The organism is Winogradskyella vincentii (assembly GCF_020166345.1).
Lineage (GTDB): Bacteria > Bacteroidota > Bacteroidia > Flavobacteriales > Flavobacteriaceae > Winogradskyella > Winogradskyella vincentii.
The window spans coordinates 270,522-295,250 of record NZ_JAIUJS010000003.1; the positions used below are offsets into that span (position 1 = coordinate 270,522).

Annotated in this window: 18 protein-coding genes; 1 reads left to right on the forward strand and 17 read right to left on the reverse strand. The window is 30.5% G+C overall.

The genetic code is table 11. From position 1 onward, the window contains the following. Positions 1-4: 4 nt before the first annotated feature. The 15 genes from LBV24_RS07150 to LBV24_RS07220 all read right to left on the reverse strand — a co-directional run bounded on the left by LBV24_RS07150 (position 5) and on the right by LBV24_RS07220 (position 17,894). Positions 5-1,906, reverse strand: coding sequence for a polysaccharide biosynthesis protein (locus tag LBV24_RS07150; protein ID WP_224477914.1), 1,902 nt, complete (start codon positions 1,904-1,906; stop codon positions 5-7). Next, on the reverse strand, positions 1,900-3,027 hold the full coding sequence (locus LBV24_RS07155) for a DegT/DnrJ/EryC1/StrS family aminotransferase (RefSeq protein WP_224477915.1): 1,128 nt from the start codon (positions 3,025-3,027) through the stop codon (positions 1,900-1,902). The genes LBV24_RS07150 and LBV24_RS07155 overlap by 7 nt, the downstream gene beginning before the upstream one ends. Before the next feature lie 181 nt (positions 3,028-3,208). Continuing rightward, complete coding sequence (locus tag LBV24_RS07160) at positions 3,209-3,802, reverse strand: sugar transferase (RefSeq protein ID WP_317196175.1); 594 nt, start codon at positions 3,800-3,802, stop codon at positions 3,209-3,211. Between the two features lie 186 nt (positions 3,803-3,988). Further along, positions 3,989-4,759, reverse strand: coding sequence for a formyl transferase (locus LBV24_RS07165; protein WP_224477917.1), 771 nt, complete (start codon positions 4,757-4,759; stop codon positions 3,989-3,991). Further along, positions 4,756-5,745, reverse strand: coding sequence for a polysaccharide deacetylase family protein (locus LBV24_RS07170; protein ID WP_224477918.1), 990 nt, complete (start codon positions 5,743-5,745; stop codon positions 4,756-4,758). The genes LBV24_RS07165 and LBV24_RS07170 overlap by 4 nt, the downstream gene beginning before the upstream one ends. Positions 5,746-5,784: 39 nt before the next feature. Next, positions 5,785-6,942 (reverse strand): glycosyltransferase family 4 protein, encoded by a 1,158-nt coding sequence (locus LBV24_RS07175; protein WP_224477919.1) that lies wholly within the window; start codon positions 6,940-6,942, stop codon positions 5,785-5,787. A 3-nt stretch (positions 6,943-6,945) separates the two neighbouring features. Further along, positions 6,946-8,847, reverse strand: coding sequence for an asparagine synthase (glutamine-hydrolyzing) (gene asnB, locus LBV24_RS07180; protein WP_224477920.1), 1,902 nt, complete (start codon positions 8,845-8,847; stop codon positions 6,946-6,948). Between the two features lie 14 nt (positions 8,848-8,861). Continuing rightward, the gene (locus tag LBV24_RS07185) at positions 8,862-10,010 is read right to left on the reverse strand and encodes a glycosyltransferase (RefSeq protein WP_224477921.1); all 1,149 of its coding nucleotides are present in this window, start codon (positions 10,008-10,010) and stop codon (positions 8,862-8,864) included. Positions 10,011-10,158: 148 nt separating this feature from the next. Beyond that, positions 10,159-11,202 (reverse strand): sugar-transfer associated ATP-grasp domain-containing protein, encoded by a 1,044-nt coding sequence (locus LBV24_RS07190; RefSeq protein WP_224477922.1) that lies wholly within the window; start codon positions 11,200-11,202, stop codon positions 10,159-10,161. Between the two features lie 53 nt (positions 11,203-11,255). Next, positions 11,256-12,314 (reverse strand): glycosyltransferase, encoded by a 1,059-nt coding sequence (locus tag LBV24_RS07195; protein ID WP_224477923.1) that lies wholly within the window; start codon positions 12,312-12,314, stop codon positions 11,256-11,258. A 10-nt stretch (positions 12,315-12,324) separates the two neighbouring features. Further along, the gene (locus LBV24_RS07200; protein WP_224477924.1) at positions 12,325-13,266 is read right to left on the reverse strand and encodes an ATP-grasp fold amidoligase family protein; all 942 of its coding nucleotides are present in this window, start codon (positions 13,264-13,266) and stop codon (positions 12,325-12,327) included. Beyond that, positions 13,259-13,840, reverse strand: a complete 582-nt coding sequence (locus LBV24_RS07205) for a serine O-acetyltransferase (RefSeq protein ID WP_224477925.1) — start codon at positions 13,838-13,840, stop codon at positions 13,259-13,261. The genes LBV24_RS07200 and LBV24_RS07205 overlap by 8 nt, the downstream gene beginning before the upstream one ends. A 7-nt stretch (positions 13,841-13,847) precedes the next feature. Beyond that, on the reverse strand, positions 13,848-14,777 hold the full coding sequence (locus tag LBV24_RS07210; RefSeq protein WP_224477926.1) for a hypothetical protein: 930 nt from the start codon (positions 14,775-14,777) through the stop codon (positions 13,848-13,850). Positions 14,778-14,779: 2 nt separating this feature from the next. Continuing rightward, complete coding sequence (locus LBV24_RS07215) at positions 14,780-16,213, reverse strand: MBOAT family O-acyltransferase (protein WP_224477927.1); 1,434 nt, start codon at positions 16,211-16,213, stop codon at positions 14,780-14,782. Between the two features lie 136 nt (positions 16,214-16,349). Then, a complete protein-coding gene (locus LBV24_RS07220) occupies positions 16,350-17,894 on the reverse strand; it encodes a lipopolysaccharide biosynthesis protein (RefSeq protein ID WP_224477928.1) in 1,545 nt (514 codons plus the stop codon). A gap of 491 nt (positions 17,895-18,385) precedes the next feature. On the opposite strand from LBV24_RS07220, the gene LBV24_RS07225 reads away from it, so the two are divergent. Further along, complete coding sequence (locus tag LBV24_RS07225) at positions 18,386-22,078, forward strand: Ig-like domain-containing protein (RefSeq protein WP_224477929.1); 3,693 nt, start codon at positions 18,386-18,388, stop codon at positions 22,076-22,078. 70 nt (positions 22,079-22,148) lie between these two features. Here LBV24_RS07225 and LBV24_RS15270 read toward each other — a convergent pair whose 3' ends face one another. Both LBV24_RS15270 and LBV24_RS07235 read right to left on the reverse strand, forming a co-directional pair. Then, the gene (locus tag LBV24_RS15270; protein WP_224477930.1) at positions 22,149-23,252 is read right to left on the reverse strand and encodes an O-antigen ligase family protein; all 1,104 of its coding nucleotides are present in this window, start codon (positions 23,250-23,252) and stop codon (positions 22,149-22,151) included. A gap of 38 nt (positions 23,253-23,290) precedes the next feature. Then, positions 23,291-24,724: an MBOAT family O-acyltransferase gene (locus LBV24_RS07235; RefSeq protein ID WP_224477931.1), complete on the reverse strand. Its 1,434-nt coding sequence runs from the start codon at positions 24,722-24,724 to the stop codon at positions 23,291-23,293. Positions 24,725-24,729: the final 5 nt, after the last annotated feature.

Here is a 24,729-nt window from a genome sequence, read left to right on the forward strand (position 1 = left end):
TTAATTATTTTATTTTATTCTCGTCTAATACTTCAAACGTTGAATTATTAGAAATGTATTCAGGAATAAGAGATTTTATTGCTGATACAATCTCAAGTGGTTGTATTAAGGTATTAATATTTGATAATTTATTAATTTCTTTTTCAACAAACTCAATATCAACTCTTCTTGACTTCGCAATCATGATTTTTTCATGATATGTTTTTTTGGTGTTTTCCCCATCAGCAAGAAGCTCTTCATATATCTTTTCACCTGGTCTTAACCCCGTTATTTTAATATCAATATCTTCTGGATATCTGAGGCCAGACAATATAATCATATTAGTAGCTAAATTAAATATTTTGATAGGTTCTCCCATATCAAAAACAAATATTTCACCACCATTTCCCATAGCAGCAGCCTCTAATACTAATTGACATGCTTCTGGAATAGTCATAAAATAACGTGTTATTTCTTTATGTGTAACGGTCAATGGGCCACCTTTTTCAATTTGTTTTTTGAATAACGGAATCACTGAACCATTAGAACCTAAAACATTACCAAATCTAGTTGTTATAAACTTAGTGTGGCCTTTACCCTTTAAGCATGTAACATACAATTCAGCTATTCGCTTAGTAGCGCCCATGACGTTTGTAGGGTTAACGGCTTTGTCTGTTGATATTAAAACAAACTTGTCAACACTATGTTTAACGGAAATATCTGCAACATTTTTTGTACCACCAATATTCACACTTACCGCTTCAAAAGGGTTGTTTTCCATTAATGGTACATGTTTGTATGCTGCAGCGTGAAAAACAACTTTTGGTTTATATTGATTGAAAATTTGATCTATTCTTGTTTTGTTTCTGACATCAGCAACTATAGCATCAATTTTAGTTAAACCTTCCTGTCTAAATTCTTGCTGAATATCATAAAGTGCTGATTCCGCATTATCTACTAGTATTAATTTTTTATAGTTATATAAGCTTACTTTTCGACATATTTCACTACCAATTGATCCGGCGGCTCCAGTTATTAGTATAACTTTATTATCATATTGCTCTTCTAAATCAGGATTTTTAATATTTATAGGATCTCGACCTAACAAATCTTCAATTTTCACCTCTTTAATTTGCCCAACGCTTAAATCTCCGTCGATCCAGTTTTGCACTGGTGGTACAATTTTCACCTTAAGTCCTAAATTAAACAGGTTGCCAGTTATTTGAAGTAATCTAGTAGGATCAATATTTTGTATCGATATTATAACATCTTCAACTTTGTTTTTTTCAATAAACTTTTCATCTATTGTTGACAAACTGTAGACCTTAACCAAATCTATTTTCTTTCCTATTTTCCTGTCATCATCATCAATAAATCCTACAACTTGAAGTGTGTTTTTAGTGTCATTTACAATGGCGTCATAAGTTAACATCCCAGAACTACCAGCTCCAAATATTAATACATTAGAAATTGAATCTAAATCTTGCTTAATATAATTGTAAACTGATTTAATAAAAAGTTTAGACCCTATTAAAAATAGAATATTTAATAATAAATGAATGTAAACAATTGATCCTGAAATATTAAACAAACTATCAACAACACTAATTTTTCTACTCAAAAAAGTAAAGAATATTAGAATTGTTGCAAGAATGTTGGCACCAATGACAATATTGACAATGTCTTTGAATCCTGTAAACCTAACAACACCTTTGTATGACCCAACGGAAATGAAACTAATTGTTGCAGCAACTGCTACATAAGGTATTTGTTCAAAAAGTATCTTTAGGCTAAAATCAAACTTAAAGTTAAATCTAATTAAATAAGCTATAAAAAATGCACCAATAACTATACATAAATCAAATAAAAGGACAAACCATTTGGACGCATACTTTTGAGATATTCTATTTAAGATTTTTATTAGCATTTTGCAAAATACGTTTTTATACCTAAAACTACCCTAATTAATTCGTTATCAGTCAGGTTTGAACCACTAGGTAAGCAAAGTCCTTTTTTAAATAAATTTTCAGAAACACCATTAATATAGCTAGGTGCATTCTCAAAAACAGGTTGTAAATGCATTGGTTTCCATAGAGGTCTAGATTCAATATTGTCTTTGAGAAGAAATTCTCTAAGTTCTTCTCTAATCTTGTAAGATGGAAGTTGAATGCAAGTCAACCATCGATTTGAAAACATTTCAGTTGGTTCTTCTAAAAATTTAATTTCTTGAATATCACTAAATTCTTGCTTGTAAAAAGCGTGATTTGAACGTCTTTTATTGACATGATTGTCCAAGACAGTCATCTGCCCTCTGCCTATCCCAGCGACAATATTGGACATTCTATAATTATAACCAATTTCTGAATGTTGATAGTGCGGTGCATTATCTCTTGCTTGTGTAGATAGAAAAACTGCTTTTTCTTTTAATGCGTCTGATTTAGTTACTAACGCACCACCGCCTGAAGTTGTAATTATTTTATTGCCATTAAAGGATAATATGGCTAGGTCACCAAAAGTACCACACTTTTTATTTTTGTAGGTACTCCCTAAAGATTCTGCACTATCCTCTAATATTGGGATTTCATATTTATTAGCAATTATCCTTATTTCATCAACTTTATATGGCATCCCATATAAATGAACTGCTATTATAGCTTTTGGTTTATTACCTTTTGCAATTCTATCTTTAATTGCATTCTCTAATTGTTCAGGACATATATTCCAAGTATCCTTTTCACTATCAACAAATACTGGAGTTGCACCTAAATAAGCAATAGGATTTGCAGAAGCTGAAAATGTTTTGCTCTGACAGATTACTTCATCACCTTTTTCAACGCCCAATAAAATTAGTCCTAAATGTAGCGCTGAAGTACCTGACGCTAGTGCTGCTACGTGGATATCATCTTCTAGATAGCGTTCGAGATCATTTTCAAACCCATTTACATTAGGTCCAAGAGGAGCAACCCAATTTAAATCAAACGCTTCATTTATGTAGAATTGCTCTTTACCACTCATATGTGGTGAAGACAACCATATTTTTGTATTCATAGGTTATTTATTAAGCTATAAACTTTAAAAGTTATAAAATAAAGGTGTTTGGGACCTAATTAATTAATAGCTATTTCGTGCTAATATAAGCGGTAAAGATTAATACAAATATTAATTACGATAAAAGGCTTATTTTAAACGATATAGAAAACCTTCATGCTAAATGCGTAATTATACGTGATTAGGTAGAATTTTCTTCGGTACCCATAAATTCTGGCATAGCACTACCGTCTTCTGTATTTATATCTTTTTTATTAAGTACATTTATTATGGTATGCACAAATATTTTAGCATCTAATGCAAAGGATTGATTTTTTACATAATAAACATCATACTTGAATTTTTCTTCCCAAGAAATAGCATTGCGTCCATTTACTTGTGCCCAACCAGTAATGCCTGGAATTACATCTAGACGTTTTATTTGTTCTTTATTATAACGTGGTACATATTTGGGCAGCAATGGCCGTGGACCTATTAAACTCATGTCACCTTTGAGAATATTAAACAATTGCGGCAATTCATCCAGAGAAAATTTTCTACAAAAATTGCCAACGGGAGTCAGTCTTTTCTCATCAGGAAGTAAATTGCCATCCTTGTCCTTTTTGTCATTCATAGTTTTGAACTTAATAATGGTAAAGATTTGACCTTTTATACCAGTTCTCTCTTGATAAAAGAATGGTTTGCCGTCATTGTAAATTGACAATAGAACTATTAGAATTAAAAGTAAAGGAGAAATGATAATTATTCCAATAAGAGATGTTAAAAAATCAAACATTCTTTTGATAAAGCTACTGTAAAAATTCATCTTTTTAATTTATTTAGGTTCTTATGAATTGAAATTTAAATTGTCTTGGTTTATTGTATTTACTTTAAAACCCTCAACATTGTAGTTTCAACTGATTTTCCATTTCTATAGTTTCTTCATTTCTTTTAAATGTATTCGTTGGTGGTGATGTATATTTTATTTAACTCCATTAATCACTCTTTTATATAAATAGAACCAAATCGTAGGATGATAATATAGCTTACTTTCTAAAGTTTTAGAAGGAACTTCTTTTAATTTATCATTCATAAAATTCGCAACAGCTTGTTTCATCAATAGAATACCTTCACCTGTTTGTAGAAATGGGTAAGTAGAGAAATTATCACTTTCTGTAGTAGTTATTTTCTGTTGAAATAAGACACCACCTGTATCAATACCACTATCTACAAGATGTACGGTGACTCCACAGTTTTTTTTGTCGTTATTGACCAATGCCCAATATCCACCATGAACACCTCTATATTTTGGTGTTATGCCTACATGTGTGTTAATAAAAGTTGCATCTGTTGCATTTAAGACTTTTTTGGAAATTATTCTTGTGCCATTTACAATTATAAGATCAGGCTTTTCTTTTTTGATAAATGCGATACACTCTGGAGAATTTACCGAAATAAATTTTTTAATGACAGAGTTTGGTATGGATTTATTATCAAGTTTGTAATTTCTCTTTATTTCATCTATTCTCTGCTTTGACAATTTCCTTAATAGCCTGGGTATAATTAATTGAAAAACGGCTTGGCCAATAACTTTGAAGTACCCAAGCCTTTTTATTCTTCTTTTCAAGAATTTTTTCATATTCTCATTTTCTTCAATAATAACCGTTGATATATTAAAGTTGTCTTTGAGACTGTTAAATATAAAGTTTGTCGAAATACCTTCTCCAGCAAGCATTATTATTTTTTTGTTCATTTGTGAATCTGTTTTAAGATGTTTGACAATTCGTTCATTGTTAAGCTTTCGAAACCATATTTTTTGTTAAGCATTAAATAATGTTCAAGTATCCTATTCAAAAATTCAAAATTTTCTCTTTGATACACACCAAAATTGTGTGGATGCCACCATAAATGATATACTTCACCGTTTTTAGCAGCATGAGTCATGCTTTTTATTATCCTCTTAAGTCTAATGCTTTCCGCTATTTTTAACTTTGTAGAAAATGGTCTTAAAAACCTACTTGAGGGGACGTTAAAAGGTTCTTCCTTTGATATTTCATCTAATTTGTAACTGTTGTGACCAGAAATATTTAAATAAGAATCCATTAATCTGATAGCTCTTCTTTTCAGATTGTCTTTTTGACCATTTGTTGGATCATAAAACCAAGTCTTTTCATTTCCTCTGTAAGAAGTTATACCTGCATTTTTAATAATCTCTAGATAGTCTCGATTAAATTGATTTCTTGGAAATACTAGACTCTTTATCCTAATTTCATTTTTTTTAGCAATATCAATTGCAGCTATGATGTCGCTTTTGAAATTTTCCTTTGTTTGTCCGTCTTCAAGACAGTAATAATGAGAAAAGGTATGTGTTGCAATTTCTTGATCTGGATATTTCTTTATTAAATTAATTAATTTAGAAGCAAAATGATATTTGTCTTCTTCCTCAGTTTCAGCCACTAGGTCTAAATGTCCATTATAGGGTGAGAGGTTTTTATTTGAGTATTGAGGTTTACATTCTGGAGAAAAAGATTGAATTTCAGTTTTTGATGATGTAAATAAAAAGCCTACAGTTGCCCAAGTTGCTTTTACCTTATATTTATTGAATATCTCAAGCATTTTTGGTACGGCTTCCCAAACTCCTAGTATATTTCTTCCATATGAACTTTTGGTTTGTATGTCCCTAACGCCCCATAACAATTCAAAATCTAATGAGATTATAAATTTACCAGTTGATTTCATTTCTTAATTTTTATTGATTTTCAATCAATGTAATTCTTATTAATAAGCCTGCTCTAATGATTTGTAAAGTTGTAACAATTCATCCCAAATAGCTTGCCTTTGATATTTCTGAATAATGTTCACTCTTGCATTTTTAGCTAAAGTATTGAGTAAGTTAGAGTCCGTGATAAGTAACCTTATTGCTTCGGTTAGTTCTTTTGAGTCTTTTTTAGGGACAATAAGGCCATTGTAATTTTGTCTAATAATCTCATTACTGCCGTTAATGTCACTAACAACACAAGGTTTTCCCATACTGCCAGCTTCTAAAACAACATTAGGAAATCCTTCTCTATAACTTGGGAAAACAAAAACATCGCAAAGACAGTAATATGGTTTGACATTGTTTGATTCTCCCATGCAATAAATTTTTGTATTAGAATTAATAACGGACTCCGTTTTTGCATCAAGTGGATCTAGATGGTCCTCCTTGGGCCCAACTAAGATTAAACTAATATTATTGAAATTCTTAGTTAATTCATTAAATGATTCTACTAACTCCTTAATACCCTTATCTTTTACAATCCTACCAACAAAAAGAAAAATTATATCTCCTTTACTAATACCAATTTTTGCTCTTAAGTCCTCGATATCACTTTTCTTTACTGTTTCTGGGTTGAATTGCTCAGTGTTGATACCATTAGAACTGCCATTACCAATAACTTTTAGTTTTGATTCTTTGCAAAATCCTTCATCTAGAATTATTTGTTTCATACCAAAAGAATTAGGAAGTACTAATGTTGAACAACTATAAGTAAATTTCTCAACCGCATTTAATATTCTTCTTTTAAATCCTGTAGCCTCTACTAATGGTAAACCTGCAATAGTGTGTAATCGATGTTTAACACCTGCTAATCTAGCTGCTAGCATACCTACTGTTCCGGCCTTAGGAGTATGAGTATGTACTATAAGTGGTTTTTCCTTTTTAATAATTTTATATAGTTGGTAAACACTAATCAAATCTTTGATAGGTGTTATTTTTCGTGTCATATTTACGTGTATTGTTTTGACGCCTTCACGTTTTTCATACGGTTTTAAGTGTTGGTCTTCATCACTAGCAATTCCAATCATCTCATAATGAGAATTCATAAACCTGAGTTGTCCCTTTAAAAGGCCTTTCAACGAACTGGAAACCGTTGTTATTCTAATTATTTTATTCATCAATTATATTATTGAATAGGTATTAAGATACCATTTTTGGAAAACATAAAAGCACCAAACTCGCATACTATTGTCTTGTTTGGAATTTATATGATTTAAAACTAAGGATTGAACATATTCATAATTAAATAACCCTTGTGTTTTAATAAAACCTGAATCAATATATGAAAGAAGCTCATTCTTTAAATTGGATTTTAACCAATCACCAACCGGAACACCAAAGCCCATTTTTGATTTATTCAAAAAATCATCAGGGAAATGATCCTTGAATGCTTCTTTCAGTATATACTTTTTGCTCCACTTATTTAATAAATATTTTTCAGGTAAGGAATTAGTTAAGTCCCAAAGTGTTTTATTTAGAAAAGGAGCTCTGCATTCAAGGCTGGTCAACATACTTGCACGATCTACCTTAACTAACATGTCTCCTTCTAAACTGACGTGTTTATCTACGATTCTAAAGTCAGTTAGTGTTTTTGGATATTCTTGGCCAGTTTTTGTCTTGACTTCTTTAAAAGTATCATTGATTAAATAAGTTTCTCTTAATAATTCCTGTTTCTCATCTTCAGTAAATGCAAGAGAAATAATATTCCAGTAATGATCCCCATTATAGTTGAATGCTTTTAATAGACGATTTAGTTTAAATCGCTTACCCCTGTTATCATCTTTTGTTCTTAATAATTTTTTCGCTAAATTAAGAATATGATTATGGGCATATTTAGGTACTAATGAAGTGTATTTGTTATTTAATTTCCCCATATAATACTTATTGTAACCCCCAAAAACTTCATCACCACCATCACCTGTAAGTGCTACTTTCACGTAATCTCTTGCCTTATTTGAGACGAGATATGTTGGTAGGGCAGATGAGTCTGCAAAAGGCTCATCAAAATTTAATAATATTTCATCCAAATTTGTTTTAAAGTCGTCTTCATTTACAACAAATTTATGGTGGTTACTATCAATAAGTTTTGCTACCAATTGAGATTTATCAGATTCATCGTATTGCTTTTTTTCAAAACCAATTGAAAATGTGTTAATTTTTTTATCCGATATTTCAGCCAAACATAAAGAAACTATTGATGAATCAACACCACCAGATAAGAAAGTACCCAGTGATACGTCTGCAATTGATCTAGATTCAACACTTTTCATAACATTATCATAGACTAGGTTTTTTGCATCTTTAAATGAGATATCACGTTTTTCAACAGGTGCTTCAGATTTTAATATTTTAATGTTAAAGCTTTTAGATGCTAAGTCATATTCGATGTAATAATTACTTGGCAATTTTTTAATACCATTATAAATGGTATAGGGCGCAGGAATATAGGTAAGCCTAAAATACTGATTAAGACCCTCTTTACAAATTTCTGGTCTATGAGGAATTTGTTTTATTATAGATTTTAATTCTGAACCAAAGATAAATTCATTTTCTAAATTGATATAATAAAGAGGTTTTTCACCAAAATAATCTCGTGCAATGTAAACTTTGTTTTTATTTTTGTCATGAATACTAAACGCAAACATACCGTCTAATTCTTTAAACCCTTCAGTACCTTTTTGTTCATATAATTTTAATATAACTTCAGTGTCACTTGTGGTTTTAAAGGTGAATCCGTCGTTCAGCAATGATTCTTTTAATTGTCTATAATTATATATTTCCCCATTAAAGACTATACTTATTGAACCGTTATTACTGTATATAGGTTGCTTCCCTGTGCTTAAATCAATAATTGACAATCTTCTCATACCCATTGCGACATTTACCTTATCATTTGCTGAAATATGCGCGCCATCTTCATCTGGTCCTCTATGGAAAATAAGCTGATTCATTGAGTTCAACCTTTTGGATAAATCATTTTCAGAAACTTTATCATAAGTAATTATGCCATTAATTCCGCACATAGTTTAACTAGGTCTTAATTAGTAATAAATTGATTAAATTTTTTATAGACAACCGGTAACGAGTATAATTCGCTCCTTTGGAGCGATAACTTACTGTATTTCTCACGTTCTGAAGGATTATTTCGATAATAGTCTAGCGCCTTTCGTAAACCTACATGATCATTATTATTAATTAAAATGCCAAATTTGCCCAAATAAAAATCTCCTTCATTAATTTTTATTTCTTCATTGTTGTTTAATAACTCAAGTGGACCAGAAAGACAATTTGTAGAGATACAGGGTAACCCAATGGCCATGGCTTCTAACAAAGCATTTGGAAACCCTTCAGTAAATGACGTTAATATAAAGCAATTGCTGGCAATAAAATACTCATTAACATTTTTTACAGTTCCAAGTAACTTCACTCTATCTGATAGCTTATGTTTCTCAATTTCCGAATAAAGGTAACTTTTTAATGGACCATTCCCCAATATGCTCAATTTATCGTTATTAGGGTTTAAACTAACTGCCCTAATCATCATAATTTGATTCTTACGCTTATTTAAGGTCCCAGCAGTGATTATTTGCAATGGATCATGGGTATTTAAAGATTTAGAATCAATTCTTTGCCTAGGAATTGTTATTGGATTGTAGATCACTTCCATTGGAATTTTTATACCAAAGTTTTCCTTTAAATCACTATTGATGTATACAGAATTAGAAAATAATTTATCACATTTATTATAAAAGATTGGATAAAAGAGTTTTGAAATAAAAAGTGATGTTTTGCTCGTAGTGTTATCTGAAGGGAATCCACGTTCACTGATTATGGTATTTACGCCATTATAAAAAATTGATATAATTCCATTAATTAGATTAGGAAAAGCTAAAAAAGAAATTGATATACCAATATTCTCACGTTTAATGATTTTTTGATATTTAATTATAAACCTGATAAAATCTAAAAATCTTAAAAAGTATGGTCTATTCGGTTTCTTTTTTGAGAGTAAAGTTACATCAACTTCATCAGGTATAGGAAAGTGAATATCATCGTAAAATAGGACCAAACTGACATTGTAATCCTCTTTTAATTTCGCTAGAAGTAAGCTTACTACTTTTTCCGCACCTCCACTGTTTAAAGAAATACAAAGTAGGGCAATATTTTTTTTTTGATTTGGGGTCATCTGTTAAATATCTAATTGATATTATGCGTCTTAGTGTCAAACATAAAAACAATTCATTTACTATTCTTATTTTCTCGATAATTGTAGTTTTTTAATGTTTAATGGAAAATTGAAATAGTAATAAAAGGAGATTTAAATTATATTCCTTTTAAGTTTTATGGAGGTTTTCCCATCCTAATCCTGTAAAACACGGCCCTTGGGTCATTTCATGAAATCTAATGCCGTTATGAAAACCATTAAGTTCAATAATTCTTAAATTATTGTTATTATCAATGGTAATATCCCAACCAATGCAACCAATATAAAAGACTCTTTTATGTAATTTTTTAATTTCCGAAATACAATAGTCATAATTTGGTAATTGCATATTGGAAAAATCTACATTTTTGTCTGGTAAAGAATCAATTGAACTCCAATTTGGTAAAAATGCTTTGTGATACAGCCGACCAGTTTTAAAATCATAAGGAATCTTAATTGCCGTAGATGTTTTAACATGTGAATCTGTAGATCTGCCAAATTTAAAAAACCCTCCTCTAATTTCAATTTCACCTTTATTATTACAAACTGATGTTACTCTGATTGTTGCAACTGCAGATTCATTGAATGCATTAAAAAATTCATGTTGAATAATGAACCCTTGAAACACTCCATTTCCTAATTTCCTGATTAATTCTAAATCAAAGGTATTTTTATTAAATATATATATCCCACGTCCTTGAAATGAATCCTCAGTTTTGAATACAATTTTTTGATGTTTTTGAAAAATATATTCAATGAATGGAATAGGTTGATAAATTTTATCGTTAATATCCAAAAAATATCCATTTATGAAATACCCTAAATTAGAATCTTGATTATGATTAATTAATTTATTTACTATTAATGGCCTATAGCATAGTCTGCCATACTCTCCTTTTATAGTTGGTACAACAGTCTCACCATAATAATTATCAGGAATCCAGCCTTCCTTAAATTGATTTTGATAGGAGCAGTATGTCATTAACCATGGAGCGTATTTCTTGTGACCAAAAATATCCAATGCATACTCAATACATAGTTTCCGTTCTTTTTTACTTAATCTACCATTTTGAGTTTCTTGGACCTTCAAAATTTTTAAGGCAGTTGCATTTTGTTCTTTGTGATAAATATAACTTCTAGACTTTTTTATTAATGATTTGGCTAGTTCTTTCATGATTCAAGCAAGTTTTTTAGATGGAATTAACTTTATTAAAAATAGTAAATAGACTATTTACTCAAAATATCAATAAAGAAGTCTTCATACTTTTTTATTATAATTTTGGGACCAAATTTTTTTTCAACACTTTCTTTTACATCGCTATGATTCCAGATTTTCTTCTCATTAAGCCTTTCAATAAACTCATCCTCATTATTCACTAAATATCCGTTTATGCCATCATCAACAATTTCTTTAGTTCCGCCAGGAACGTCAAAAGCAATAACAGGTGTTCCAACGGCGCAACTTTCCAACAATGCGTTCGGAAATCCTTCAGAATAAGATCCCTGTAAAAAGAAGTCATTTTCGATTAAATATTTATCAACATCATTAGTGAACTCTATATACTTAACATAATTTTTAAGATCTAATTTATTAACTTCGTTAAATATTTCACTTTTGTAATTTCCGGAACCAATTATCGTGAAAACAAAAGGGTGATTAATTCTTTTCAAAATATTCAAAAGTCTAATATGACCTTTTAATTTTATTAACCTACCAACTGTTATGTATTTTCTAATTTTGGATGTATTATGATTTTTTTGTGAGTTGTGAATATTGGTAATCGGATTATTAATTATTTTTAATTTATCAACTTTTATATCGTAATGTTTTACAATGCTTTGTTGCATTTCAAATGATTGACAAATGAAGTAATCCAATTTTCTTAGTCCAAATAATCTGAAATTAAAATTTGACTTTTTAATAGAAGAACTTTTATCACTAATTATAAAGGTATGCCTACCTATAAATTTGGTTGATTTAAATATCATTGATATATAGCCCATTACTACATTTAAATCCGAAATACTGCTCAAAACAATTTGTGGTTTGATTTTATAAATTTCCTTAATAATTGCAAAAAGTGCGTTTCTGACTCTATTTTTATCGAGATAAATTGTTTTAACATTTGAAACATCATATTTATTGTCTTTTTCAGAACCAACAATTAAAAGCGTTACGTCGAATTTTTCTTTATTGAGATTTTGAGCGACAAAAGAGACAACCCGTTCTGCACCACCAGCTGTCAATTTTGGTAAAGCTAATATGATTTTTATTTTCGATTCCATGACTTACTAATTACAGGAGATTTGGCAACTTAAGAAGCTGTCCAAATTTTAAATCGCACTTAGGAGTTTTGAATTTCTGTGTCCCTGAATGATGATGAAATGAAATTTCACCAAAATATATACGTCCTTTAACTATGTAAAAATCAATTCTTGCATAAATAAAATCTTTAGCCAAGGTTTCGGCTAATTTTTTCATCTTTTCAAACAACTCTGGTTTCTTTTCAATCTCACCATTTTCATATTGCCAAACACAAGGAATTAAATCCCAGTTGGTATCATATAAATTTCTTCTGCGATCGCCAAATCGATCAATGTCAACGTGAACAAAAACTAATTTACCATTGAAGCAATGACACTTGTAATCATTAGGGATTTCACCATTCTCAGTTGTTAAAAGTTCTTCTACAACTACTCTCGGCACAATATTTTTGTATTGCCACTCTCTGGTTGAATAATAAAAATTCTCTTTCAAATAACGCTTAAATTGTTTTTGCACCTTTGGCCAATCAACAGTAGACTTATCCTTTACAATCATGTAACCACCACTATCATGATTATTCTTTATGATAAAACTTTTATCAGGTAAATTTTCAGGTTTTAATTGCGAAGCATCTCTAGTCTGATATAATAGTGGAATTAAATACTCTTCACCGATTTTTTCTTTTATATGAGACCGCACGGTATATTTATCAGCAACTAGAGTATGAAGATCTGATCTGTCATATAGTTTTAGCCATGTTATTTTTTCATTTAGTGTTTGAGGATTATCTAAATCAATGGAGTAGCCCATATAACGTTTAAAATACCATTTAACAAAAAACTTGTCAGACATTAGCCTGATTCCAAATTCATAAATTTTATAAAATGGATGCAGTAGATAGTATCCAATTGTAGTTTTTCTATATAAATCCGAAATCCTACCTCTTAACGTTCTTTTAGTTAAATTACTCATGTCTAATTAATTTTTTTATATCTATACTGCCCAATACCTTTGCAGGTATACCGGCAATAATTGTATTTTCTTTCTCAAATGATTTGTTTACTACTGCATTGGCACCTATTGCAGTATTATTAGGTATTTTAATATTTCCAAATATCTTTGCACCTGGTGCTATATATACATTATCGCCTAATATAGGGCCTTGTCTTTCACCTCCTGAGGCCCCAATATTAACACAAGCATGTAGCCTGCAGTTGGCACCAATTTTTGATGTAAAGTTGATGATTATTGTTCCATAATGGACTATAGAAAGTCCAGGCCCAAAAATATTTATAGGTATTGAAAATCCAAGCTTAATCGATAGCTTTCGATATCGATATTTTAAATACATAATATAAATTTTATAGAGCCCTTTATTTCTGCAATTCGTATAATATTCTAATTTCCGCATTAACTTCTGAAATTTCCAGCAAGGACTTGGGAAAAAGAAATTTTTTAACCTGCTAGTAATAGTATTATTAGATATTTCTAATGCAATTCTATCCCTCTCTCGATAAAATTTATAGTCTTTTTTGTTAGTTATCATAACTATATTAATTAATGATCATTGAATCTTCTAATAATTTAGTTTTTAATTGTTTAGCAACTTGTTCATGCCCATAACATGTCCAATGTGGATCATGGTCAAAAGACCACTTATCATCTTTAGAATTATCTAATAACATAACATTAAAAGCGTTATCTTTAAACAACATATATATATCCTGATTAGTTTTTGGACTAAAAACAAATAATTTATTTTCTATATCGTAATTTAGTTTCACGTAATCCAATAATAATTTGACCTTGCTCAAATTTTTCTTATACTTATTTTGGGATGGTTTAGAATTATTTTTGCTGTTTTTCTTTATTTTAGGAATGGAAAAACGAAATCTATTATACAAGTAATATATTGCTTTCATAGAATATAAAGCTTTCTTTAAACCTGGTGATTTCATTTTCCCTTTAATTATTGTGTTTTGGTTTATACTATATTGGGTTGCATCGTTAATTTTTTTTATTTCTTCAATACTTTCTATTATATCATTTGGACCGGTAAATATTATTGTTTTAATAGGAGATAAGGTATCTGTCTGCTTACTTATTTCTAAGGATTCAATGAAAGTGACTCCAGATCTAGACGCCTCCATAAAATTATATTTTGGCATTAACTTTTTAAGATAATTGGACTGGTGACATTCAATAGGATTCATAAAATTTTCAATAAATGAATCTCCGATTATCACATTAAGGTTATTAAAATCCTTTGGTAATTCTCCGGGCCACCCCATTGAATTTATTTCCCAATAATGTTCTCCACCTTGCCAATATCCTTTTTGATTGGGTATATATTTTTGAATACCATGACTATCAATAAAACGTCGAGGAATTTCTGACATTACATGGTTGTAACGTGCTACTAGTTCACCAACTACCAAAAGGGGTACTAAAAATATAGCAATATTTATAATGAACTTTTTCATATTTAAAATTGAAAGTATATAAACTCTTGTTGTTCACCAGTAAATGAAAACATCAGAATAATTAATAGTATATAAAAACTCCAACGAATCGGTTTATTCATAAAATCAATTTTCTGAATAGCGAATTCACCAGATCTACCAAACCATTCAATTGCCATAAAAAAAGAAAGTAACCCAAGAATTGTAAATGGCAGTATTTCCGGCTTTGAAAATAATGATAAGGTAAACATATCATTAAGGTACATAAAGGCATTTGTTACATTGTCTGCTCTAAAAAACACCCAAGCAATTAAGGTAATAAAAAATGTAGTCATCATTTGAAAAATTTCCTTAAGGGATGGGAAGTACTTTCCTTCAGCCACCAAGTTTGTATTAACTCTATTTTTGTTTAATAATAATAAAGGTAAGAAGTACAAGGCATTTAATGCACCCCATACAATAAAAGTCCAATTTGCACCGTGCCAAAATCCACTTACAACAAATATTATGAAGGTATTACGAATTTTCATTTTTGTCCCACCCTTGCTACCTCCTAATGGTATGTATAAATAATCCCTAAACCATGTTGATAATGAAATATGCCAACGTCTCCAAAATTCTGCAATATCTCTAGAAAAATATGGAAATGCAAAATTTCGCTTGAGGTTAAATCCAAATAATCGAGAAATTCCGATGGCAATATCTGAATAACCAGAAAAATCACCATAAATCTGAAAAGCAAAGAAAAACGCACCCAACAGCAGTGTGCTCCCTGAGTAATCTTCTGGGTTATTAAAAATCATATTGGCATAAGTTGCACAATTATCAGCTATCACAACTTTTTTAAATAGTCCCCAAAGTACCTGTCGCAGACCATCTACAGATTTTGAATATACAAATTCACGTTGCTTATGAAACTGTGGAAGTAGATTTGTAGCCCTTTCTATTGGCCCAGCAACTAGTTGAGGGAAAAAACTAACAAATGCCATGAAAGCTAAAAAATTCTTGGTTGGCTCCAACTTTTTATTGTAAACATCGATAGTATAACTTAAGGTTTGGAATGTGTAAAAACTAATACCCACAGGTAGAATTATATTGAGTGTGTTAATTTTAAGTTCACTACCAAAAAAGGTGAAAGAATCTATCAAACTATCAACAAAGAAGTTAAAATATTTGAAAAACCCTAGAAAGCCTATATTTACACAGATGCTAACCCAGAGCAATAATTTACGCCTAGCCGGATGTTTTGTAATTTTAAGTTTTTGACCAATAGTGTAATCTACGATTGAACTAAATAAAATTAAAAATAAAAAGCGCCAATCCCACCAACCATAAAATAAATAACTTGAAACAGTAATCAATAAATTTTGCTGTTGTATACGTTTGTTGCCTATAAGCCAATAAAGTGTAAATACAATTGGTAAAAAAATGAAAAATTCCAGGGAATTAAAAAGCATATTAATTGATTTGGGCTATAATTTAATTGGATTTTAAATTCGTTGTAAATATGATTGAACTAAATAGAAAAATCAAAAAAACTCTGTAAAAGGTTTTTTTATACCATGACTTACACTTTGTAATTAATGATATTGTTTAGATTTTTATTTTCTGAACTATTAAATCTATTATCCTAAAAACAAAAGTCTTAAAACTTCTAACAAAGAAAAACAAAGTAATACCATAAACAAATAAAATTAAAATACTCACCTCAGTAGCAAATAAAATCCAATTTGTAAAGCTTAAAGACTGATCTTTAATGAAAAAATAGTTAATTATGAAATTTGTACTCACAGAAGTAAAAATAAAAATTAATATGATTGGAAATAATCCTCTCCAATAACTAAAAACACTTTTTTTAAAGCCATATTTAAACAAATAATATGGTTTCCATAATACTCCAATAATAAAAAGACTACTAACAGTTCCAGCCACAATACCAGATATACCATATAGACTGCCTAAAATTAGCGAAACAGCCAAATTTATAAGTGCTTCAATGATTGCGGCCCAAATATCAGCATATAAACCATAAGCATTTTTGAAGCGGTTTATGGTTGCTGTAATTTGCATCATAAAAAAGTTAGATATAAAAAGAATAAGAATAATCTTAGAAAGCACATACTTTTCACCTAACCATAGTAATATCAGTTGATCCATAGTGTAATATATGGCTAAGCTGAAAAAACCAGCGATAAAAAATTGTATTGACACTAATTCCCAAAATACCTTGTTTACGTTGTCCTTATCATCTTCTGCAATTAGATTGCCTACTGCAGAACCAGTTCCTGCAAATGCCATCATAATTAAACTATTAAGTTTTGAAAAGACTAAAAAATAATTGCCAAATAATGCAACACTCTGAAGATTAATTAGTGCATAAATTAAAATATTGTCTGTGCCACTTTTAACAAATCCACTCATTTTATGAAAAAATACTTGTTTCACTTTTCTTATAATCTCAGGATATTCTTTAATAACTGAGGATTTTTCATCATAATGTATGACTAACCAAGGGTAAATCTGTCTTATTTTTAGTCTAAGTATAATACTATAAAGAATACTAAAAATAAGTTCTAAAATTATATAAAGAAAAAAGTTCTTATAATAAAGGGCCACAATGACCTGAAGCAATACCCTTATGATATTAAAACTTTGAAAGTATTTTTGAATAATATATCCTTTCTGATCCGCACCAAATAAACTTGCATGATAGTTTATAAAATACGCCAATAAAGTAGAGGTTAATAGCGTATAAAAGACAAAGTAAATTAGTAATAATGAAAACTGAGTTTCTGAGAATATTAATGGAAAAAAGAGTGAAATAATTATTCCTATAAATAATATGGCTAAACCAATTTTTTTATAAAGTACTCCTAATAAAGCAATAATTTTATTTATTTCTTCTTTGTTATTGTTATAAAGTGGCTTATATAATGTAAATCCTATTGCAGTCCCAATGCCTAATTCTGCCAAATTTAAAAATCCAAGAATACTTCTTAATGTAGATTCTAATCCAATAAAGTCATCACCAAGTTCATCCAAAAATATCTTTCTTGAAAAAAATTGAATGAAAATTGAGAGTATGAAGAAAAATACACCAACTTTTGCATTCAACAATGATTTTGATACTCTTGACATGTTTTCTGTAAATTAGTTTGAGCTAGGTGGTAATATAATTTAGGGCAATAATAAAAAATGGTCATTGATATAATTAATTTAAATGATTATTTACGTTTATATACGTCAAAATGTATAATAAGAACAAATTAATTATAATATTATTTATTAATTTAAATATATAATTTTCCAGTTTATAAGTTTGTTGTTTATTCTATTTAAAAAGTTTTCTTTTTAACTCTAGTTGCTCTTCTCCAATGATATCATTTTACTCATTAAAGTATTTTTACAATGTAAGAAATTGCCATGGTATGTTAAACTATTCTATATAGGCGTCTAAATATTAGTTTAAGACGTATTTATCAGAGTATTTTGTATTTGAGCGTATATTTTACTCTTAAATAAATAAATACTTACAAAAAATAACGTTTTATCGAATAATAATGTTTTTTGGCTGATATTTATAATAATAATATTTACATTGCCATCCCCAAATCTAATTATACAAGAAAATGAACATTTTTAGAAGCCTACTTATTTGTATTAAATACTATGCAATAGGATTACTTTTTTTATCTCTTTTAACAACAAACTCTCACAGTCAGCAACTTGCATTCCCTTCAGCAAAAGGGGCCGGCGCATATGCAACTGGCGGCCGTGGTGGTATAGTAGTTCATGTTACAAATTTATCAGACCCTGTAAAAAATGTTAATGGTACTTGGGTACCAGATACAGATCATCCAGATTGGGTTGGATGTTATAGATGGGCTATTACAGACCCAAGTTTAAGAACTCAAGACAGAACAATTGTATTTGATGTAAGCGGTGTCATTGAATTAAATTTATCAATGTATTTACAAAATGGAGGAGGTTTTGAAGATACAAATTATCCTTATACAGGTGGTATTACCATTGCAGGGTTTACTGCACCAGAAGGTGGTATAACTATTTTGCGGAATCGTCACAATTTTAAGTGGTTTCCTAGTACGATTATTAGAGGTATAAAATATAGAGGAGGCTATACAAATGGTGATTTAAATGGAAATGATGAAAAAAGAGGTTTTGCGCTTACATCAAGAGAAAGTGCCATTGCAGACCATATCTCTGTAGGTTTGAGTACGAAATCTACTCATACCGTTGAGGGAGGTGTAGCTAGTGATGGATGGGGTTCTACAGCGCAAAATAATCTAATTTATCTGGCAGGTGAAGGGGGTCTTTATGGAGGAACGAACTCAAACTCATCAAATCCACCTTTAGATAGAACTAAATATACCGAAGTTAGTTTTTTAAGAAATGTAACAGTAGATGGCGGATGGCGAAATCCTAATGTACACGGACATACTAGAATTGACATAATAAACAATTTAATATTTAATTGGAGAAAACATGTAGGTAGTTTTGGTATTTCAAGTTACAATTTCCCAGATGTATATAAGGTTAATTTAATTGGAAATGAAAATATAGGTGGTTTTGATGGTAGACAATCGAGCGGTGATAATACGGAAGATGTTGCTTATCAAATTTCAAGTGTTAGTTCTGGAGGTGCTGAATTTCATTTGAGCGATGTAGAATTTAGATCCGCAAGTGGATTAACAGGTTCAAACAGCATAATGAGAGGTAGATTGTTAAACTATGATAAAGATGACCCAGATACCTATTATTGGGCTTTTTCAGGTAGATGTAATTCTTGTACACAAGATTCAGAAATAGACGCTAACCCTCAATGGTTTACAGAATCTCAACACCCGTTATTAGCAAATTTGACAGAATCAGATATACTGCCAAGTAGTCAATTAAAGAATGAGTTATTGCCAAATGTAGGAGCTTGTTATTATACTGATGACAATGGGAATTTACAATTTTACAGAGATGCACTTGATTTAGAAGCTATAAATAGAATTACAAACGAGCCATCTACAGGTAGAGATACAAGCTCAAAGCAAGCTATGGCTGAATCTTTAAAATTAGGTGGAGCAAATGAAGTACCACATCATACTAGACCAGCAAATTTTTATCAATCTAATCCTCATATACCAGAAGCTTGGTTAGTAGCTAGAGGTATTATAGGTAATCCTAATATACATAATGAAGTACAGTCGGATGGTTATACACTTTTAGAACATTATATTAACCAAATAGATAACTTACTTATGGGAAACGTCGAAGCCACAGCTGTAGACGTTACTCCAGAAGTGGCTACTTTAAATGTTTTGGAAACTTTGGATTTGGATGTACAATTTACACCTGTAAATACTACAAATCAGACAGGTGTTTGGACATCAGAAAATGATGGCATAGCTACTGTAGATTCAAATGGCCTTGTAACAGGAGTATCTGAGGGTGTTGTTGAGATTAGATTTGTATCTAATGATGGTGGTTTCGAGGATATATCTCTAATTACAGTTGTTCCTCAACCTGTTATAGCAGATGCAGGCAGTGATCAAGCTATTTGCGAAGGTGATTCAGTTGTTTTATCCGCATCAGGAGGTGCCGAGTATTTATGGAGTACTGGTGAAACTACTCAAAGTATTACTGTAAGTCCTTCAACTACACAATCTTACACAGTTACAGTTTCGGATGGAAACCAAGAAGATTCTGATGAGGTTATGGTATTTGTAGATACATTACCAATTTTGAATATTTCACAAGATGTGACTATTTTTGAGGGTGAAAGTACAGTCTTATCAGTCGAAGGAGCCAGTGATTACCTATGGGATACTGGAGAAACTACTAGTAGTATTACAGTAAGTCCCTCTGTAACTACCACTTATACTGTTACAGGAAGTAATGGGGTTTGTGAAGTTCAAGAACAAGTAACGGTAACAGTTGAAGAAATATTTGAAGCAATGGCAGGAGAAGATCAGACTATATGCGAAGGGGATTCGGTAGTTTTAACTGCCACAGGTGGAAGTGACTATTTATGGAGCACAGGTGAAACTACTCAAAGTATTACTGTAAGTCCTGCAACTACACAAACTTACACAGTGACCGTTTCGGATGGAGTCCAAGAAGATACTGACGATGTTTCAGTTTTCGTAGATATAATGCCAATTTTGAATGTGTCGGAAGATTTGACTATTTTCGAGGGTGAAAGTACAGTCTTAACAGTCGAAGGAGCCAGTGATTACCTTTGGAATACTGGAGAAACTACTAGTAGTATTACAGTAAGTCCTTCTGTAACTACCACTTATACTGTTACAGGAAGTAATGGGGTTTGTGAGGTTCAAGAACAAGTAACAGTAACAGTTGAAGAAATATTTGTGGCGACAGCTGGTGACGATGTTCGTATTTGTGAAGGTAGTGGAGATGAAGTAACTTTAAATGCTGGTGATGGAGATTCCTATTTATGGAATACTGGAGAGACTACCCAAAGCATTATTGTAAGTCCATTATCAACAACAACTTATTCAGTAGTGGTTACAAGTGGTATCCAGGAAGATTCTGATGATGTTACAGTATTTGTAGATCCAAACCCAAATGTAGTTATTGTTAATGGAGATAGTGTTGATATATTAAATGGTGATTTCATTACATTATCCGCAACAGGAGCAAATTCCTATGAATGGAATAACGGAGCTACTCAGCCGAATATTGCTGTTAGTCCTTCAACAACCACAACATATGAAGTCCGTGGTTATATAAATGATTGCTATGACGAAAAGCAAGTAACAGTAAATGTTTATGAACCAGTACAAGCATATGCTGGCGAAGATGTTAGTATTTGTTTAAATGAAGTGGCAACTTTAACAGCAACTGGTGGTGATGAATTTTTGTGGAGTACAGGTGAAACTACCCAATCGATTCAGGTTTCACCATTTATAACTACAGATTATACAGTTACAGTATTTAATGCTCTAGATTTTGACGAAGCTACAGTGAGGGTAACGGTTCAAGGGCAGTGTAATGAAAGTACAGAAAGTCCAAATAATGATCTATCTGATGATGTCTCATTTAATATTTATCCAAATCCAGCATATAGTTATGTTAATGTTAGATTAAATGGTGCTTCGGATGTTTCGGATGTCCTTATTTATGATTTTACCGGTAAAATTGTACAGCAGAATAGAATAGAAAATCAAAATCAACAACAGGAAATTAATTCTAGAATAGAATTAAGAACTTTATCTAATGGCATATATTTTGTTAAACTAGTGGATACCAATGGTAATGAAATAACCAAAAAACTAATAGTTAGAGATTTATAATAAGTAATAGTGCAATTCCAATTGACAAATTAAAATAGTATTAAGACATTCATTCACCAGAATTAATGCCTTAATACTCATTCACAAATTTTTCGTTTACTCTAATCAATTCTATTTGACCTTGAATCCACATGGCTGCGAAAGAGACATAATAAAATGTAAAGAAATTATGATTAGCCATTAAAAACATAGCTAGCGCTATTAACTGCATAATAAGATGGGGTTTTTTGTTGAAGTAGAATAGACTCATAACAAATAAGTAACCGAAATATGCAATAAATAAAAGAAAAGGAAGAATACCTGCTTCACCAATAAGCATTAAATATGAGTTATGTACGCCTTTAACACCAGTCTTACCTGAAAACGTTCCATAGCCATTACCAATTAATGGGGAATCCAAAATTTTATCATAAAATTTTGCCCAAGTTTCTTCTCTTGAATCCTCACTTATTTCCTCTGATGTAACGCCTCCTTCATTACTAACAATACTTTTTAATTGTTCAAATCTGGGGTTGTTCAAACCAACGACCTCATCAATAAAAAAAAGTGTCCCAATAATTAAGAATCCTAAGCCAAAGATTCTAATATTTTTTAAACTGATCTTTAAAGAAATCAAATTCAACAAGAGCCAAATGAGAATAAATGTTCTTGAAAATGTAAGTAGTCCCGCTAAAGTAAAAATAAATTGACCTAACAATTTTCTACTTACATTTTTCAATCCATAAGTAGTAGCATAACCAGTAATGCAAATAAAGCCTGCTTCATTTGGCTTAATATAAAATCCACTATATCTTCCAAATTCACTAGTAAATAAAAGGGCCTCTAATATAACCGTAAGAGCACCAACTAAGATAAAAATATTATATTCAGAAATTGAGATATTTTTGGCCAATTCATAACCTGCGATCAAATAAATAAAAAATTTAATGGCATCGTAGATAAGGTCAGTAGTAAGTCCAGTATACTGTAATCCACCAATTGTATATAAGAAAAGAGAAATAATTATTAGCCACCAATTGGGTGTGGATTTTCTTTCTAGAAAATAATACAGAGTCAAAAATAAAATTGTTGTAAAACTCAATAATGCTCCAATACCACCTCCTAAGCTAAAAAGCCCAACTGAAGGTAAATTGAGAATTACCAGAGCAAATGCAATATATTTAATTATTTTCACCTAGAGATGTAATTTAATTCTCATGAATTCATAGACCGTTAAAATTGAAAGTAAATGAATTCTTGTTGTTCACCAGTAAATAAGAATATCAAAATAATCAAAAACATGTAAAAACTCCAACGAATCGGGTTTTTTACAAAATCAATTTTTTGAATTGCATATTCTCCAGATCGTCCTAGCCATTCTATTAAAATAAAGAATACTATTAAACTTAAAATTGATAAAGGTAATATTTCAGGTCTATTGAATAAAGAAGAAGTAAACATATTACGCACATAAATAAAAGCCTCCATAACATTATCTGCTCTAAAAAATATCCAAGCTATAAGTGTTAAGAAAAATGTTAATGTCATTTGATATAGCTCCTTTAATGTTGGTAAATACTTTCCCTCAGCTACCAAATTAGTGTTAACCCTATTTTTCTTCAATAAGAGTAATGGTAAAAAATATATTGCATTTAATGCACCCCAAACTACAAAAGTCCAGTTTGCTCCGTGCCAAAAACCACTTACAATAAATATTATGAAAGTGTTGCGAATCTTCATTTTAGTGCCTCCTCGACTACCACCTAATGGAATATATAAATAATCTCTAAACCAAGTAGACAATGATATGTGCCATCTTCTCCAAAATTCAGCTATATCTCTTGAGAAATAAGGAAATGCAAAATTGCGTTTAAGATTAAAACCAAATAATCGAGAAATCCCTATAGCAATATCGGAATAGCCTGAAAAATCGCCATAAATTTGAAATGCAAAGAAAAACGCGCCAATCAATAAAGTACTACCCACATAATCGTCTGAATTATTAAAGATCATGTTTGCATACCTTGCACAATTGTCTGCAATAACCACTTTTTTGAACAAGCCCCAGAGTACTTGGCGTAATCCATCTATGGCATCCTTATAAACAAATTCTCTTTTTTTATAAAATTGAGGTAATAAATTAGTAGCTCTTTCAATTGGACCAGCCACCAATTGGGGGAAAAAGCTCACAAATGTCATAAATACTATTAAGTCCTTGGTAGGTTTTATTTTTTTATTGTAAGTATCAATTGTGTAACTCAGGGTTTGAAAAGTATAAAAACTAATACCCACAGGTAATATTATATTAAGTGTGTTTAGATTCAATTTCCCACCAAAAAATGTAAAGGACTCTACCAGACTATCAATAAAGAAGTTATAGTATTTAAAGAAACCCAGAAAACCTAAATTAACCACAATGCTTATCCAGAGTAATAATTTTCTTTTTGAAGGTTTTTCTTCAGAATTAAGCCTTAAGCCGACTGAATAATCTACTACAGAACTAAATAGTATCAAAAATAAAAATCTCCAATCCCACCATCCATAGAATATATAACTGGCAAAAGCAATAAGGATATTTTGTTGCTTTACACGCTTATTGCCAATAAGCCAATAGAATCCAAAAACGATTGGTAGGAAAATGAAAAATTCAAACGAATTAAAAAGCATAATTT

What these genes read in the sequence shown, in the direction of transcription:
- LBV24_RS07165 (WP_224477917.1), bottom strand. Translation starts at nt 4,759, where the DNA reads ATGAACAAAAAAATAATAATGCTTGCTGGAGAAGGTATTTCGACAAAC.
- LBV24_RS07155 (WP_224477915.1), bottom strand. Translation starts at nt 3,027, where the DNA reads ATGAATACAAAAATATGGTTGTCTTCACCACATATGAGTGGTAAAGAG.
- LBV24_RS07200 (WP_224477924.1), bottom strand. Translation starts at nt 13,266, where the DNA reads ATGAGTAATTTAACTAAAAGAACGTTAAGAGGTAGGATTTCGGATTTA.
- LBV24_RS07195 (WP_224477923.1), bottom strand. Translation starts at nt 12,314, where the DNA reads ATGGAATCGAAAATAAAAATCATATTAGCTTTACCAAAATTGACAGCT.
- LBV24_RS07170 (WP_224477918.1), bottom strand. Translation starts at nt 5,745, where the DNA reads ATGAAATCAACTGGTAAATTTATAATCTCATTAGATTTTGAATTGTTA.
- LBV24_RS07220 (WP_224477928.1), bottom strand. Translation starts at nt 17,894, where the DNA reads ATGTCAAGAGTATCAAAATCATTGTTGAATGCAAAAGTTGGTGTATTT.
- LBV24_RS07190 (WP_224477922.1), bottom strand. Translation starts at nt 11,202, where the DNA reads ATGAAAGAACTAGCCAAATCATTAATAAAAAAGTCTAGAAGTTATATT.
- LBV24_RS07175 (WP_224477919.1), bottom strand. Translation starts at nt 6,942, where the DNA reads ATGAATAAAATAATTAGAATAACAACGGTTTCCAGTTCGTTGAAAGGC.
- LBV24_RS07235 (WP_224477931.1), bottom strand. Translation starts at nt 24,724, where the DNA reads ATGCTTTTTAATTCGTTTGAATTTTTCATTTTCCTACCAATCGTTTTT.
- LBV24_RS07225 (WP_224477929.1), top strand. Translation starts at nt 18,386, where the DNA reads ATGAACATTTTTAGAAGCCTACTTATTTGTATTAAATACTATGCAATA.
- LBV24_RS07160 (WP_317196175.1), bottom strand. Translation starts at nt 3,802, where the DNA reads ATGTTTGATTTTTTAACATCTCTTATTGGAATAATTATCATTTCTCCT.
- LBV24_RS07210 (WP_224477926.1), bottom strand. Translation starts at nt 14,777, where the DNA reads ATGAAAAAGTTCATTATAAATATTGCTATATTTTTAGTACCCCTTTTG.
- asnB (WP_224477920.1), bottom strand. Translation starts at nt 8,847, where the DNA reads ATGTGCGGAATTAATGGCATAATTACTTATGATAAAGTTTCTGAAAAT.
- LBV24_RS07150 (WP_224477914.1), bottom strand. Translation starts at nt 1,906, where the DNA reads ATGCTAATAAAAATCTTAAATAGAATATCTCAAAAGTATGCGTCCAAA.
- LBV24_RS07215 (WP_224477927.1), bottom strand. Translation starts at nt 16,213, where the DNA reads ATGCTTTTTAATTCCCTGGAATTTTTCATTTTTTTACCAATTGTATTT.
- LBV24_RS07205 (WP_224477925.1), bottom strand. Translation starts at nt 13,840, where the DNA reads ATGATAACTAACAAAAAAGACTATAAATTTTATCGAGAGAGGGATAGA.
- LBV24_RS07185 (WP_224477921.1), bottom strand. Translation starts at nt 10,010, where the DNA reads ATGACCCCAAATCAAAAAAAAAATATTGCCCTACTTTGTATTTCTTTA.